The sequence below is a fragment of the Bifidobacterium sp. WCA-178-WT-4B genome, assembly GCF_009696495.1.
In the GTDB taxonomy this organism is placed as follows: Bacteria; Actinomycetota; Actinomycetes; order Actinomycetales; family Bifidobacteriaceae; genus Bifidobacterium; species Bifidobacterium infantis.
In genome coordinates, this window is sequence record NZ_VULV01000016.1 from 1 (window position 1) to 14,658 (window position 14,658).

A 14,658-nucleotide genomic window follows, 5' to 3' on the forward strand; every position below is an offset into this window, starting at 1 on the left:
AGCCGTCACGCGCCACGCTATCCCGGTATTTCCAATTCCCGTTCGAATCGGAAATGCCGACCTCCACGTGGTCGAAGTCCAGCTCCATGCCGCCGCCGGCATTGTTCCTGCCGTCCCACTGCACGTCAACCACACCGAGCTTGCTGGTGAGGATAGGCTTGGACGGTATGCTCGGCGGCGTCACGTCACTGGCCACCAAAGCCACGACCACGTTCGACCAGTCACCTAATTTGTCTGAATACGTTGGCACGGCCCTGACCCGGAACTCATAGCGTTGCCCGCATTCGAGCCCGCCGATGCCCAACGTGAGCCGCTGCGCGTCAGTCACGCCACCGGAAACCCACGGCGCACCGGCAAGGTTCTTGCGATACTCCACGCGATAGCCCGAAATGTCGATGGCCGTGTCATCCGTGGCCTGCGAAACCGCAGCCCACTGCAAGGTCGCCAGACCCAAAGCCGTACCACGGGAGGAGATATAGGCGTCCGTGGCCACGACCAAGCCGGTCACGGCCTTCGGCGTACGATGATCCTTCTCCGGAGCCGGGCGGCCGCCCTCGCTGCCGGCCAACGTTGCGCCACCGGTGATGCCCTGAATCTTCTTGTTGGCTCGCACCTGCGAGTCGTACACCTTGTCGTTGAGCGTGATGCTGGCCTTGAGCCCGTTGGAGTCAAGCGAAACGGTGACCTGTTGGATTCGCACCTTCTCGCCGTGCTGGACTGTGGGCGCGGTGATCCAGTCGCCGGGCCGGTAGTCCACCAACGGCAATGATTCGGCGTTGGTGACGAGCAGCGAGCGGGTGTACTGGCCGCGCACACGGGCCGCGCTGGCCAATGTGGTCTGCATGAACGCCTTGGCGGTGGCCTCGTCCGAGACTCCACCCTGAGAGACATAGGATTCCCAGCCACCCCACGGCGTGGGTGCCGCCGGATTCGACTCGCGGAAGATTAGCCCGTTGTCACCCTCCACGAGGATATCGCTGGAGAGGTCTTCGATGCTTTCCTCTTCGGGTGCCTCGAGTATGTCGTGCGCCATGCTGATGTGCACGCGGCCCGACAGGTCACGGCTGAGACTGGTGCTGTCGGCGTTCCAGATTCTGAGGGTGCGGCCCTCGGTGCGCCAGTCGATGGCACCGCCGCCCACCATGCTCGAAAGCATGCTGTTCAGGCTCGTGCCCAACGAGTAGTAGAGCGTGTACACGCTCTTCCAGTTCGCGCCAGCCGCGTCCTTGCCGGTGTCGAAACCGGGGGCCAAAACGAGGCCGGCACCCTTGCGGGCCTTGTTCTCATCGAGAATCGTTCTGATGATGGTGCCGGGGTTCTTCGACAGGAACGCGCGCTTGCCCTTGTTGTCGCCGTCCGCTATCAGATGCGCGGTGTCGTTGTTCAGAATCTTGTTGGCCAGCCAGCCCATGCTCTGGCAGGTGAGCGTCACCGTGTCCGACACGTCTTCGGCGTTGCGGGAGCGGCCTATGAGCAGGTAGCGGCAGTTGTAGGGTTCGCTCCATGTTCCGCCGTCACTGACCTCGAGCCCGATCTCGAGCCCCTGTTCGAGGCCGCGTTTCAGGATTCCGCCGCCGACGGTACGACGGCTGTAGACGACCTTGAGTGCTCCGAGGTCGTTGTTGACGATGCTCGCGTCCCATGAGAGCGGTGCGGGCAGGTTGCCGAGCCTGCCGCCGTTGGGCAGGTAGGCGACGAGGCGGGCGTGCAGTGTCTTGACCATAAGGGGACTCCAGACGTTGAAAACCGGCGCGGAAATTGCATAGAAGGGGAATACGGGGTCTACCACCATGCGCGGCGCACGTGCACGAGCAATGGCTCGCCGCTGCCGGTGATCTTCGACGTGAGCCGGTAGCCGTTGTCCACCGGGTTCGGCCAGCATTGCAGCAGGCCGCCCGCCGGATAATCCAAGCCGCCGGTCACGTCCGTGCCAGATTGCGTCCACTGATGATCCGCCGTGGACTGCCATGCGAGGCAGTTGCCCACGTCCACATACGTGTAGGCGTTCGCGTTGGCCGCACCCTGCCAGATGACGCCCGTGTTCGACGTGGGGTCGGTGACCGAGGCGCTGCTCACGCCCTTGGGCAGCCGTATTATCGGATCGGTGACGGGCGCGTCACCGAACATGCCATCCGGTATGCCCGACGACAACGGGATCAGCAGCGACGGCGAATTGTTCGGCTCACCAATCCACATGGTCACGAAATCCGCCATGAGACTGGTCGAATCGTTCGCCGCGCCACTCCAGCGCGTCCAGTATTCCTGCCGCCATTGCACGGCTGACGGCCACAGCCAGTCCGTTGTGTTCGCCGCCACCTGACGGTCATACGCGACCGGATCGCGCCACCACACCTGGGGCATGGCGAGCACCGCCGTGAACGGGGTGAGCCTGTCCAGCACGGTGCCTCCGTCGTCGGCCTCCAGACTGGCGAGCTCCACGACGGCCTGCTGTCTCCGCCCGTTGACCCGACGGCCCAATGTCAGGCTTGGTGCCGTGCACAGGCGCGCCAGGCGGCTCGAATCCAAACCCGCGGCATCAGCGCGGCCCAATGCTCCCGCACGGAACGCGGTGACCTTGAGCGTCACGCTGCGTTCCTCGAACGATGGGGCGAAACCGGATGGTATCGTGCCATGCCGGAACGGGGCGCTGACCTTGCTGCGGGACACGGAGACCCCAGCGAACAGGGTGCTGCCCAACGTGACCCGGCAATACTGGGAGTCGAGGGCCACGCCGTTGAGCGCGTAATCGACACCGGCCATAAGCAACCCCCTTTAGATTCCGACCGTCAGCTTGTCGAGACTGTCGTTCGTGGCGAGTGGCCACGGGTCGGCCTGCGGATAGTAGTTGGTGATGTTCACGTTCGACGCGCCCGCTTGCGGTTGCATGGCGTCCGTGGACGGCGTGTACACCATGCGCCGGTTCATCGTGGCCGCGTCGTACGTGCGGTTGGCGGGCAGCAGGTCGTTGATGTCGGGCATGAGCCCGCCGATCATGCTGCCCATGGAGGCGTTCACATAGCGTGCGGAAGCGTCGATGCCGTTGGCGAGGCCAAGGCCCATCATCATGCCGATCTGGTCGCGGAACAGGCGTGAGGGGGAGTGGATGCCGAGCATGCGCTTCACGTTGGCGATGGCGGCATTCATGCCGCCGAGAATCGCCGAGCCGACCCGGCCCATGCTGCCCATGATGCCGCTGACGATGCCCTCGACGATGTTGCGTCCGATGGACACCACACGGCCCGGTATCGAGGCGAGCGTGTTGACGATGTTGCTCAAAAACTGTCGTCCGGCGTTGAGCGCGCCCTGCCCCATCTGACCGGCGAAGGCCCCGACGTTCGATATCACGCCGCGCAGGTAGGCGGCGATGCATCCGGGCAGCTGAGATACGAACTGGATCACATTCCGTATGAAACTGCTGCCGGCCTGCGCCGCGTTCGACGCCATCTGTCCTGCCCAGTTGGCCGCGCCGGTCAGCACGTTCACGAGGAACGCCCATATCCTGCCGGGCAATTGGGAAATGAACGTGGCCATGTTGTTGAGGAACTGGCTTCCGGCCTCGCTGGCCTTGCCGGCCATCTGCGCCACCCAATTGGCCGTGTTCGTGACGGTGGCGACCAGCCAGTTCCAGATATTGCCTGGCAGCTGGGATATAAACGTGCCCGCGTTCTGCACGAACTGTGTGCCAGCGTCGATGGCCTTCTGACCCATAAGCGCGACCCATGCGACCACGAACGTGATCGAATAGGACAGCCAGTAGGCAATCGTCTCAGGCAAGTGCGTGATGAAGTACACGACGTTCTGCACGAACTGGTTCCCGGCGGTCCACGCGGATTGCGCGAGACAGGTGGCCCATTCGCCCACAGCCGTGAGCAGGTTCGACAATGCGCTGCCGATACGTTCCGGCAGCCGCTGAAACCATTGGACGACGGACTGGAACGCATTGGGAAGCGTCTGCGTGAAGAAGTTCGCGATGTTCTGGCCGAGACTGGTGACGGCATCGACCGTCTTCTGCCATGCAGAGGAGACGAACGACGTGAACGCCGCCCACGCCTTGCGACCCGTCTCAGTCTGCGTGAAGAACCAGACCAGTGCGGCGACCAGCGCCGATATCGCGGTGACGACCAGCATGATTGGGTTCGCGTTCATAGCCGCGTTCAACAGCCACTGCTTTGCGGCGGCGACGGTGTCAGCGAGGCTGAACGCCTTGATGAAGCCGACCACGGTCGTGATGATCGAGAACAGCTTGAACGCGCCATATCCCGCCATGACCGCGACCGCGAGCGCCTGCATCCAGTCGGCGTTCTGCTGGACGAACGTGCCGACCGACTGGAGCATGCCGCCGATGCTGCCCAGAATATTGGAGAGCTGCTGGGCGGCCCCGCCGGCACTGTACGCGCCGCCGGTGAGGCCGAGCAGGCTGCCGATGACGCCGGCGAACGGGCCGACGACCGAACCGACCGCGCCGGCGATGCTTTTCACCCCGTTGGCGAACGTCTGCACGCCCTCGGTTTTCATGAGCGCGCCCGTGAGGTCGTTCACCCACTGCATCGCCTTGCCGATGCCGTCGCCCAACGCAGTGACCGCTCCGGTGATGTACGGTTTGACGGTGTTGACGATGTTCGCCGCACCGTCCACGATGGTGGCCTCGAGATTGCCGAACGCGCCCTCGAACGTCTGCGTGCTTTCCGCCGCCTTGATGGCACCGTCGTTCATGCCCAGTTGCATGAGCGCGTCGTTGAACTCCTGTGAGGTGATCTCGCCTTTTGCCATCGCGTCGCGGAAGTTGCCAGTGTACGCGCCGTTCTTGAGCATCGCCTCCTGGAGCTTGCCCGAAGCGCCTGGGATCGCGTCGGCCAGCTGGTTCCAGTTCTCCGTGGTCAGCTTGCCTGCGCCGGCGGTCTGGGTGAGCATCATCGCGACGCTTTTGAACGTTTCGCTGTTGCCGCCCGCGACCGCGTTCAGGTTGCCGGCCGCTTCGGCGAGCTTGTCGTAGTTCGGCACGCCGTTGGCGGCCAGCTGGGCGGTGGTGTTGCGGATGTCGTCGATGCCGTAGACGGTCTTGTTCGCGTACTCCTGCGTGGACGTGGTCAGTTTCTTGATCTGGTCGGCCCCGACGCCGGCGAAGTCCAGTGTCTGTGCGAACTTCTGGGTCGAATCCGATGCGTCGAGGATCTGCCCGGACAGGCCGGAGAACACGCCGATGACCTTCGTGGCGATGCTGGATGCGACGCCGCTGATCACGCCGAGCTTCGCGGAGAATCCCCTGGAGAAGCCGCCGCCGGCGGTGTCGCCGGCTTTCTGGCCGACCGATTTGGATGGCCCGTCGAACGCGCTTTCGATGGCCTTGCCCACGCCCTTCATGCTGGGCACGATCTGCACGTACGCCTGAGCCAGCTGGTATGCCATGACCGTGCCTCTCTATTCGGTTATTCGTTGTGGGTGAAGGGTTTCGTCTCCACGTCCGTGAAGTCGCGGCTCATGAACTCGTCGAGCTGTTCGATGGTCAGGGCCATGGGCTTGATGGTGCGCGTCCTGCGCGTTGCTTCCCCGGAGTCCTCCGGATTGGAGGGGTTCGCGACGGCATGGCCGCTTCCGTTGCCGGGTCGTGGCAGCGGTTCGGGTTGTGGGCCGCGTTTCTTCGGGTCGGCGTTGCCCCACATCCACATGTTCATCTGGTCGATCCGCGCGGCCATCAGATACTGGTCGAGCGTCCAGGCGGCCGGAACGTCCAGCCTCTGCCACACCAGTGAGCCCGCAGGCAGGTTCACCGCCAGCGCTGCCGCTTCCAATGGATCCAGCTCATAGACGCTAAGCCCGTATACGCGCCGCATGTCCGCCGCCAACTGGTCGGGGCAGGCATGCAGCAGGTATACGAGCGTCAGGAGTTTGGGGATTCCTCGTTCAGACGCGCGAACAGTTCCTGCAGGAACTCGCCCATGGCGTCTCCGGTGATGCGTCCGGTTTCGGGGTCGCGCAGACGGTTCTTGATGCGCCCGTAGTCCTTGGCTGAGAACATGCCGCGCAGGAACGGTACCACGCTCAGCGCATTGTTCTGTGGGTCGGACTGGAGGTCGTAGAGGGATTCCATGAGCTCCCAGTCGTTGAGCTTGGCCGGGTCCAGTGTCAGGACGAGCCCTTTGACGGTGACGGTGCGTGGCTTGCCCTGCGCGGGCTTGTGATCCTGCGGACGGCTGCCGGGAACATTGTTGGCGGGGTTGCCGGAACGGTGGCGGTTTCGTGACATGATGACTTCTCCAAAAGACTAGTGAAAACGACTTCCACGGTTGAACGAAGAAAAGGTTCCCGCGTCGTGGGAAGTCGTTCGAAGCGCGACGCGGGAAGAACCGTCATTCGGCGGCCGGAACCTCTTCGGCGGTTTCGGCGTTCTCGTCGCCGTTGGCCGGGTCGACGACCTTGCCGAGCAGGGCCTCGGTGACGGCGGCGCTCTCGCTGACAGCCGTGGACCTGCCGATGTATTCGATGGCGGTGACGCCGTTGCCCATGTCGTTGGCGGACACGGTGACGTCGTAGACCTGCGCGTCGCCGGCATGCACCTGGCGGTCGCCGAACTCGGCGCGCGTGCCGTTGCCGATCACGAGGCGGTCCTTGACGTCGCCGCTCATCGCGATTTCGAACACGAGCACGAAGTCCTCGTCGGAGGGCATCTGGTGCTTGATGGTCATGCTCTTGTCCGTGCCGGTGACCGCGCCCGTGTTGTAGCGCATCTTGGCGGCCTCGGCGCGCAGCACCTCCAGCAGCGCGAACTGGTAGGACTCGGCGTAGCTGGTGATGACCTTCATCACGGTCGTGCCGTTGGCGTCCTTGATCTCGGTGGTGTCGGTGTCGGTCGTGTTGGTCAGACCGTCCTCGGACAGGTAGCCGAGCAGCTTGAACGCCGCGGCCAGCGGGGTGGAGGAATTAGTGGGCAGCACGGTGCCGGACGGTGCCCAGTAGGCGTAGCCGCCGACCTTGAATTTGCCCAGCGACACCATGGTGGAATCGTTGGTTGTGGAACCAGCCATGATTTAGACCTTTCGTTAGTCGTCTGATTTGACGGTGAGTTGTATGAGTATCTGGTAGCGGGGCCGCCCGTCCGGCATGGGGAAATGCGTGCGGCCGGCGATGTCGATGTCGGCGACCTCGGGCAACTCCGTTATGCGTTTGAGGCGGGGGAGTATGAGTTTCGCCGCAGCCTCGGAGACCAGCCAGCGCGACTCGCCCCACACCTGCACCGCGATAAGCGGCAGGCTGCGGAACCGTTCGTCCGAGCCTCCCACCTGTTCGACGGTGACGAACGGCAGCGGGTGCGTGGCCGATGATCCGGCGGGCACGTCGAAACTGGCCGGATATTCGGCCTTGATCGTCGGGTCCGCGTTGAGCCAGTCCATGACGAGTTTTTCAGCGTTCACGGCCATCAGCCGCCACCTCCCAACGCCTTGGCCAACGTGTTGTGGGCCGCGTTATCGACGCGCGCGGCGGTGTTCTCCGTGTGCACGAGCGCGGTGACTCCCTCGGGGCTTGGCTGAGGGCCCAACGCCGTATACATGGGCTGGCCCGCGTGTGTGGGCGAGCCCATGGCGTTCGCCCTCGCCGCGAGCTTCCGAGCCTCGCCTATGGCGGCCTTGGAACCCTCGTTGCGCCGGTATGCCTGAAACGCCGAATAATTCAGTTTCACCATCTTGACCATGGTTATCCCTCCGTGTCGGTGACTTCGACCTTGAGGTTCCATGCGGTCGGCTTCATGCCGCCGTCCAAAGGCCTCGGGTCTCCGACCACCTTGTAGTCATGGGAATCGATGCGCACCATCGCCCCGCGCAGACTCCGGTATGCGTAGCTGCGGGGGAAGAAGCAGGTGAATGCAACGGTCACGCCGTCAGGTCGAATCGAGTCGGTGGCGTTGCTCATCGCGCCGGGCGAGACAAGCACGTTGCCAACCGACTCGATATCAACCTTGGTGACTGGCGAGCCGCCGGGGTCTGTCCCACCGGTGGACGTGTAGCGCAGCACCTTCACGGTCTCGCCCCTCATGACGCCTCCCCGCTCGACAGGTCGACGCTGTAAAAGCGTTGGCCGGTGAGCCCAAGCGCCTTCTTCTGTCCCTTGGACAGATAGAATTCGCCGCGAGGATTCGAGAAGGTCATCGACTGAGTGAAACTGCCCGCCGTGAGACTGAGATTGCTGGCACCGGTCGTATCGAAACCGGCACCCTCGGTCTGCATGTCGGACGAGATCACATCCTTGGCGAGCTCGCAGGCGATGCGTTCCAACGTGGCGGATGCGATATCGCGCCATCCGGGACACTGCTCGCGAATGAACTGCGATGCATCAGCCAGCCGCTGGTCAACATAATCCGGGTCGTCCGGCATCTGCTTCCAGCGTTTGGACAATTCCGTGTGGGTGGCGAATGGGTTTTCTTCCGTTTCGTCGGCCATAACGCACCTCCCCACGTCAGACGGCGATGACACCGATCGCGCGCAACTGGGCGAGGATGCTGTTGACCTTCGTGGCGATGACCGCCGCATCCGCGCCGCTCGCGAGATCCGGGATCGCGGCACCCTTCTTGACGCCACCCAACGCCTCAGCCGTGGCGGCGGGCAGCGTGTAGGCGGGCGGAATCGTCGGCTTGTTCGACAGGTCGTTGTAGCTTCCACTGAAGCTGGACGTTCCCGCGCCAATGGCCTTGCGCGCGCCGGCTGCATCCGTGGCTTTGAGCACCGCCTTGCCGGTGTTGGTGGCACCGGCAAGCGTGTCGGCGGTGGGAGCGCCGCCGACATCGACCGGATTGCCTTCCCCGTCAAAAACGGCCACCTGAGCGATAATCTCGCCGTCAGTCGGCTTCGGTTGACGCACGAACTGTATCTGCTTGTTCAGTCCCATGGCCATCACGCTCCGGTGGCCACCGACGTTCCGGTGACCGGCGCGATGACGTACGCGGGGAAGCGCTTGGTCTTGTCCGGCTGCACGTCGTTGATGGGGTTGGCGATCTGGAAGCCGACGCGGAACACGACGCGCATGGCGACGCAATCCTGCTGCGCGAGGTTCAGAATCACCTTGCCGTTATCGTCAGAGATAACCGACTGGTCAAGCATCTTGTAGGTGATGTCCTGACGGATGCCGACCACGAAGTTCGACCAGTCGGCTCCGAGCAGCACGGCCTTGGTGGTATCCCACGCGCCGTTGTCTACCTCGTTGAGGCCGAAGCCGTACAGGGTGGACGGCGCGCCGGAGGCGAGCGAGGGCACGTAGATCGGGCTGCCGTTGGCGTTGCACAGGCCGATAAGTTCCCAGTTCAGGCCCGGCTTGCTGGCGAAGCCGTTCATGGCGAAGCCCTGTTCGGCGAGCTTCTGACCCATGCTGGCAACGTCCTTGGCGAGGTCCTTGCCCTGGGTGAGCGTGTTGTGCGCCGCGATGGCCTGCGGGATGATGCCGTCAGGGAAGCTGGACGGCTTGTCCACGCCGAACAGTGTCGCCTGGTCCAGCTTGTAGCCAAGCGCGGAAATCAGACGCGGCATGACCTCCGGCCAGATGGGGATGCCGGAATCCGCGATGACGGCCTCCGGGATGGGCACGATGGCCGCAAGCTCCTCGGCCGTGATGCTTAGGCCCGACCATTTCATCTTCGTGGTCTGCTTCAGGCCGGTATCGCCGCCAACCCAGTAGGCGATCGGCTTGGAGTCAAGCACCGGCTGCGTGCGCGTGCGGGTGCTCATGCGAATCTGACGCATGCGTGTCAGGGATACGCTCGACTTGGGAGCGTCCTGGATAATCTGGGTGGCGTATTCGGTGGGGATGAGTCCGCCGCCGAGGTCGCTGCTGGTGATGATGGAGTTCACGTTGGAAGCCATCGTCATACCTTCTTTCTATGGAGGGGGTTATTTCTGCTTTTGTTTGAGGAACTGGTCACGGATCCAGTCGCCGGATGTGTCGGATGGTGCGGGCGGCTGGTTGGATTCGGATGCGGCATGCACCGTGGGCTTGGTTTTGTCGGTGATGTAGTCGGCGAGCGCCTTGCCGTTGGCTTGCATTTCTTCGAGGGTGGAGCCGTGGAGCAGTGCGATGGGCACGCCGGTTTCCTTGGAGACCTGCGTCTTCCATTCGTTCTGCTGTTTTTCCGCCTCGTAGGCGGCGTTTTTGGCTTCAAGCTCTTTGATGTGCTTGGCTGTCTTTTCGGCTTCGGACAGTTGGGCCTCCTTGAGCTGTTGCAGTTCGTCGGCGGCTGCCTTGTTGTCCTTGGCGCGTTTCTCCCATTCGCGGGAATGGGCGACGGCCTCCCGGTATTTGGCCTCGTAGTCGATTTCGGGCGGCTTCGCTCCGTTCTCGGTCGATGCCGCCTGCTGGTTGCCGTTGGCCTCGTCGGTCATGGTTCCTCCTAGTGGGTTGGGCCCGTTTCGGGCATAAAAAAACCACCCGTGCGGGTGGTTGGGGAAAATTCAGTGCGAACGGGACGGTCTGGGTACTCCATACCCGTCCTTGTATCGGTCGGGGTAAAGCCGGCGCATCAGGTAGACAAGCGTGTTCGGGTCGTTGGGATTGTCGGGATTGCCTTTTGTGGTGGCCTTTATCATCCGATAGGTGTCGTCGTCCAGGCCGCCGTTCTCGATGAGGCTGCGGGCGTGCATGTATTCCGAGTACATGCGGTCGGGGTCGTAGCCCTCGATGTGCGCTTGGTCCCTGTCCCATTCGGGCACGATCTGGCAGTCGCAGTCGTCGTGGAACAGGCTGAACGAGCCTTTGGCGTATTTCGCGGTTTTCTCGCTGTGGTACACCCAGCCTCGCGAGCAGAGCATCGTGCAGAACGCGCACGTCTTCGCGCCTCTCGGCACGCGCGCGTACCGTGGTTCGGACGGGTCGTGCTCGCACAGGCGGGCAACGGTTTCACGCCCCGAATACATGACCCAGCGTTGCATCGCGCCGACCAGATACGCCTGCATGGTCTGCGGGTCCGTCCACAGGTGGCCGGCCTGCCAGCGTATGGTCTTGTCGATGCCGTCGCCGGGGAAAGAGTCGGATAGGTCGTACTCCCACGGGTCTGGCACCGATTCGCCACGGACGCGCATATACCATTCATAGGCGGCATGCGCCGCGAGGTCGCCGTATTTGACGACCAGTTGCGGCACGTAGTCGAGCAGCATGTCACGCTGCCATTCAGGGCTGAGCTGTTGCAGCGTCTCCCACAGTTTCGCCAGATCGCGGCGTGCCAGTTCCACCGCCCTGGCTTGGCTGGCTTGCAACTGGTTCAGTTGCCGGTTGTCCGTCATCCTTGTTGCCTCCGTTCACGAGGGAGTCAAGCACGCTGCGGGTTTCGGCCTTGCGCTTGTCGGCCAACAGGCGTGTGATGTCGGAATCCGTGTAGCCGAGCTTCTCCAACACCACGTCGGAGTTGGCGAGCCATGGAATGGCCGTCACCTGCTTCACGATGGCATCGGAGAGCGCGGCCTGCGATGGGCGTTCGGGGTCACGCCAGTTGACCTGCAGGCGGTCGAGCTCGTCGCTGTCCTCGCTGGTGCCGTTGAGTATGGCGATGTCCCTCGCGGCCTTGCGTAGCTGCACGCCGATGGCGCGGCAGGCGTTCTTCGCCTCGATGACAAGCTCGCTTTCCGCCGCCATGATCGCGTCGGACGAGGAAGGGCCGGAGTCCGTCATCACGCCGAACTGGCTGAGCGGTACGCCGGTCGCGCCGCTCATGCGTGCCGCGAGTGCGCGAAGCATGTCGGTGTGCGGCTGCATGGTCATCTGCGTGAACTGGCCGATGGCGGGTGCCTGGCCGTCCTCGTTGAGGCTGATGTTGAGCATCTTCGAGATGGTGGCTTCCCAGCCGGTCAGCTTCTTGCCGTTCTTGTCCTCGGGCGGCTCGTCAGCGCCGATGAGGTAGCGTTGCGGGCTCGAATAGAATTCGGCGCTTACCTCCATGCGCAGCATGGTGCGAACCGCCGTGTCGGTGATGCTCATGACCTCGCGGCTGATGCGCGAGCGGCCAAAGGGGCGGTTCAGGTCCTGATGGTAGGGGATCAGGTAAACGGGCACATGATCCATGTACGTGTTCCGGGGAGCGTCCGCATGATAGCGGCCTGATTGCGCGCGGCGTATACGAATCGTGTAGCCGGGCATGTAGAGCATGAGCTCGGAAGGCACGATGGTGTTCGCCTGCGCGTACTGGGAACGGTCGATATCGGTTATCGACAACGCCGCCGACAGGCCGCGACGGGCGTAATCCCACAGGCCGGTCTCATAGAGCGCGCTGCGGAACGATACCGACACCTTCGAGCGCAGACCATCCTCGGGTTCCGCGCTGCGCACATTCAGGAACGAGCATGAATGGGTGAGCGCGCTGCGGATGGCCTGCGGCAGTTCCACGTCGAAGTCGTTGTCGGAAAGAATCGAATCCAAACCCAACGGGTCGCGGCCGTCGTCGCCGACTCCAACGAAACCATCGAACACGATGCGGTCGGCCAAAGCGTCCACCGATTTCTGCGGCCAGCCCACGACCTCGCTTATCCCCGCCATGCTGTCCGGCACAGCGATGGACAGATTCTTAAGCTCGTTTCGTCCGTCGTAGTATTTGGTGCGCAAAAGGTTACGTTCGAGCTTCTGGGACCATTGACGTATCATCAAATCCCACGGTTCTCGGCACTCGTCGGGCAGATTATCGACCTGCACGTTTTCAAGACTGGGAATCTGCATCAGAATGCCACCGCCTTTGCTCTTCTTCCCGGATGACGTTTGGAAGTCTTGACGTTCCAATACGCGAGAGCCACCGCTTCCACGGGACTCACGTCGATGTTCTCCATGGACGTCTCGTAGCCGAACCCGTCTCCGATTTTCCTGTGCTTCGCATGACCCACCGCCTCGTCAAGCAGAGGCTGGCCGAAATGGGTAAGCCCATGGTCGTTCACGGCCTGTTCGAGCATCGAACAAGCGTCTGCCACGTCGGAAGGGCGCGGAACCACGATCACTCTTTTGGACACGCCCTTGTCGATGAGGCTGTTGACCAGGGTGGGCGCTCCCACGCGCCCGTCGATGATGATGCCGATGGCCTTGCGCCATCGTTCCGCACCGTCCTTCTCGGCGGTCAGCCAGTCGGCCAGCCAACCGGTGCCGCCGCGCATGCTGCGCGAGGCGATGACCTCCACGTGCGGCAATTCACCAGACTTGCGGGGCGGGCGCACGCACGCCACGAGGGTGACGTTCGCGCCGTCCGCGCTGAACTTGACCGCATACGAGTTGTAGCCATCCATGCAGGGGTTGTCGGTCTTGCACTTGGCCCACTCGTCAACATCGATATCGGACAGCGCGCCGGCCTGATCGTTCCACCAGCCGAGACGTTCGCGGGCGAAACCGTCAGGGGTCATCTTCTCCGACTCGGAAACGACCACGCTTTTCAGCAGTCTGGTGCCGAGCGATGGATTGTATTGGTACCAGCGTTGCTGGTCGTGCACGTCGCCTATCTCGTTCGCCGCCCATTCGAACCAGCACAGGTTCTTCGGCGGCTTGTCCCTGTGCGCGTTGCGGCGCATGCGCGCGAACACCGTGCCCGGCGAGGTCGGCGGTGTGGGGGTGCCCGTGTAGATGGTCAGCGGGTTGCCGGAGGGTGCCGACGAGATGGCGGGCTGTATGGCCTCCATCTGCTCGTCGGTCAGCTCCTGCGCCTCGTCGCACACCAGCACGTCCACCGTGAAGCCACGGCCCGAACTCTTCGAACGGGCGATGAACTCAATGCTGCCACCGTTCTTCAACACGATGGCCTCCTGGCCGTTCGTGGCCCGAATGTAGGTGACCAGTTCCGACAGTTCGGGGAACTTGCTCGCGTTCTCGAAGTAGTATTTCATGCGCAGGAAATGCTTGCGGCAGGTCTTCACCTCATGCGCCGTGTGCAGGATCTTCATACCGAGGATCGCGGCAAGGTACAGCTCCGTGAACTCAAGAATCGCGTTCTTGCCGTTCTGGCGCGGCACCGCGCACCCGCAATCCGACGCCGCCCATTGCAGCTTCGAATCCGTGGCGAGCCACCCATCAAGCACGATACGCTGCCACTTATCCGGCTTCATGTCGTAGCCGGCGGCGAGCGCGCACGCCTCTCCTCCCTCGGACTGCGCGTGCTTGGGAACCAGAGCGAAGCTAGGTTCCTGTACGCCTCTTCGCCTTGCCACCCTCGATCACCCTCAGCTTCCGTCGTTCGGCTATCTCATCGAGCGGCGTATGCCGCTCCTGCTGTTTCACTTTCGCCTGCGTGATCTGGCTGCGTGCGGCTGGCGTGATCCCGTAATCCTGCAGCAGCTTGTTCAGTATGGGCACGCTGGCGAAATTGCCGGAACCCCAGATGTCGGCGTGGATCAGGGCGGCGTTCATGAGGTTGTCCCAGTCGGCCTCGGTCCACGAGTCCGCGCCGGGGGTGGAAGCCAGATGCTCCCACCAGCGCACGGTAGCCTCCGGCCATTCGATGCCGTCAGGCAGCGTCGGCTGCGTTATCGTGGTCTTGGCCAACTGGATCACCTCGAATCTAAATGTCAGGAGCCGGAGGAACGCGAGCCGCCGCGAGAAAAAGCGCTGCGGATACGACCGGCAACGTTACGCACCGCATTGCCGGCACGCTGGAACAGGTTTCGCATAATCCACCTCCTTTCGTGGCATAAGAAAAGCCGCTGCGAATCACAGCGGCCA

Annotated in this window: 16 protein-coding genes and 1 pseudogene; all 17 read right to left on the reverse strand. The window is 63.1% G+C overall.

Annotated features, from left to right (window positions below; all coding sequences use genetic code 11):
- Nucleotides 1–1,723, reverse strand: a pseudogene (locus FYJ31_RS10500) (hypothetical protein); the annotation flags it as partial.
- A 59-nt stretch (nucleotides 1,724–1,782) separates the two neighbouring features.
- A complete protein-coding gene (locus FYJ31_RS10505; protein ID WP_154536633.1) occupies nucleotides 1,783–2,760 on the reverse strand; it encodes a hypothetical protein in 978 nt (325 codons plus the stop codon).
- A gap of 12 nt (nucleotides 2,761–2,772) precedes the next feature.
- Nucleotides 2,773–5,406 (reverse strand): tape measure protein, encoded by a 2,634-nt coding sequence (locus tag FYJ31_RS10510; protein WP_154536634.1) that lies wholly within the window; start codon nucleotides 5,404–5,406, stop codon nucleotides 2,773–2,775.
- A 20-nt stretch (nucleotides 5,407–5,426) separates the two neighbouring features.
- Complete coding sequence (locus FYJ31_RS10515; protein WP_154536635.1) at nucleotides 5,427–5,831, reverse strand: hypothetical protein; 405 nt, start codon at nucleotides 5,829–5,831, stop codon at nucleotides 5,427–5,429.
- 47 nt (nucleotides 5,832–5,878) lie between these two features.
- Nucleotides 5,879–6,244, reverse strand: coding sequence for a hypothetical protein (locus FYJ31_RS10520; protein ID WP_077424039.1), 366 nt, complete (start codon nucleotides 6,242–6,244; stop codon nucleotides 5,879–5,881).
- Between the two features lie 103 nt (nucleotides 6,245–6,347).
- Nucleotides 6,348–7,022, reverse strand: a complete 675-nt coding sequence (locus tag FYJ31_RS10525) for a phage tail tube protein (RefSeq protein WP_229774064.1) — start codon at nucleotides 7,020–7,022, stop codon at nucleotides 6,348–6,350.
- Between the two features lie 15 nt (nucleotides 7,023–7,037).
- Nucleotides 7,038–7,415: a hypothetical protein gene (locus FYJ31_RS10530; protein WP_077424037.1), complete on the reverse strand. Its 378-nt coding sequence runs from the start codon at nucleotides 7,413–7,415 to the stop codon at nucleotides 7,038–7,040.
- A complete protein-coding gene (locus tag FYJ31_RS10535) occupies nucleotides 7,415–7,687 on the reverse strand; it encodes a hypothetical protein (RefSeq protein WP_077424035.1) in 273 nt (90 codons plus the stop codon). Before FYJ31_RS10535 ends, FYJ31_RS10530 begins: the two co-directional genes overlap by 1 nt.
- A 2-nt stretch (nucleotides 7,688–7,689) precedes the next feature.
- Nucleotides 7,690–8,028 (reverse strand): hypothetical protein, encoded by a 339-nt coding sequence (locus FYJ31_RS10540; RefSeq protein ID WP_077424033.1) that lies wholly within the window; start codon nucleotides 8,026–8,028, stop codon nucleotides 7,690–7,692.
- Nucleotides 8,025–8,432, reverse strand: a complete 408-nt coding sequence (locus FYJ31_RS10545; protein ID WP_077424031.1) for a Gp19/Gp15/Gp42 family protein — start codon at nucleotides 8,430–8,432, stop codon at nucleotides 8,025–8,027. The genes FYJ31_RS10540 and FYJ31_RS10545 overlap by 4 nt, the downstream gene beginning before the upstream one ends.
- A gap of 16 nt (nucleotides 8,433–8,448) precedes the next feature.
- The gene (locus FYJ31_RS10550; protein ID WP_052774832.1) at nucleotides 8,449–8,883 is read right to left on the reverse strand and encodes a head fiber protein; all 435 of its coding nucleotides are present in this window, start codon (nucleotides 8,881–8,883) and stop codon (nucleotides 8,449–8,451) included.
- Nucleotides 8,883–9,845, reverse strand: a complete 963-nt coding sequence (locus FYJ31_RS10555) for a phage major capsid protein (RefSeq protein ID WP_229774065.1) — start codon at nucleotides 9,843–9,845, stop codon at nucleotides 8,883–8,885. The genes FYJ31_RS10550 and FYJ31_RS10555 overlap by 1 nt, the downstream gene beginning before the upstream one ends.
- A gap of 27 nt (nucleotides 9,846–9,872) precedes the next feature.
- Entirely contained in the window at nucleotides 9,873–10,361 is a 489-nt protein-coding gene (locus FYJ31_RS10560) for a helicase (protein ID WP_154536637.1), read from the reverse strand.
- 69 nt (nucleotides 10,362–10,430) lie between these two features.
- Entirely contained in the window at nucleotides 10,431–11,258 is an 828-nt protein-coding gene (locus FYJ31_RS10565) for a VG15 protein (protein WP_145989032.1), read from the reverse strand.
- Entirely contained in the window at nucleotides 11,146–12,681 is a 1,536-nt protein-coding gene (locus FYJ31_RS10570; protein WP_154536638.1) for a phage portal protein, read from the reverse strand. The genes FYJ31_RS10565 and FYJ31_RS10570 overlap by 113 nt, the downstream gene beginning before the upstream one ends.
- On the reverse strand, nucleotides 12,681–14,147 hold the full coding sequence (locus tag FYJ31_RS10575; RefSeq protein WP_326831206.1) for a terminase: 1,467 nt from the start codon (nucleotides 14,145–14,147) through the stop codon (nucleotides 12,681–12,683). Before FYJ31_RS10575 ends, FYJ31_RS10570 begins: the two co-directional genes overlap by 1 nt.
- Nucleotides 14,116–14,481 (reverse strand): phage terminase small subunit, encoded by a 366-nt coding sequence (locus tag FYJ31_RS10580; protein ID WP_154536639.1) that lies wholly within the window; start codon nucleotides 14,479–14,481, stop codon nucleotides 14,116–14,118. Before FYJ31_RS10580 ends, FYJ31_RS10575 begins: the two co-directional genes overlap by 32 nt.
- Nucleotides 14,482–14,658 lie beyond the last annotated feature (177 nt).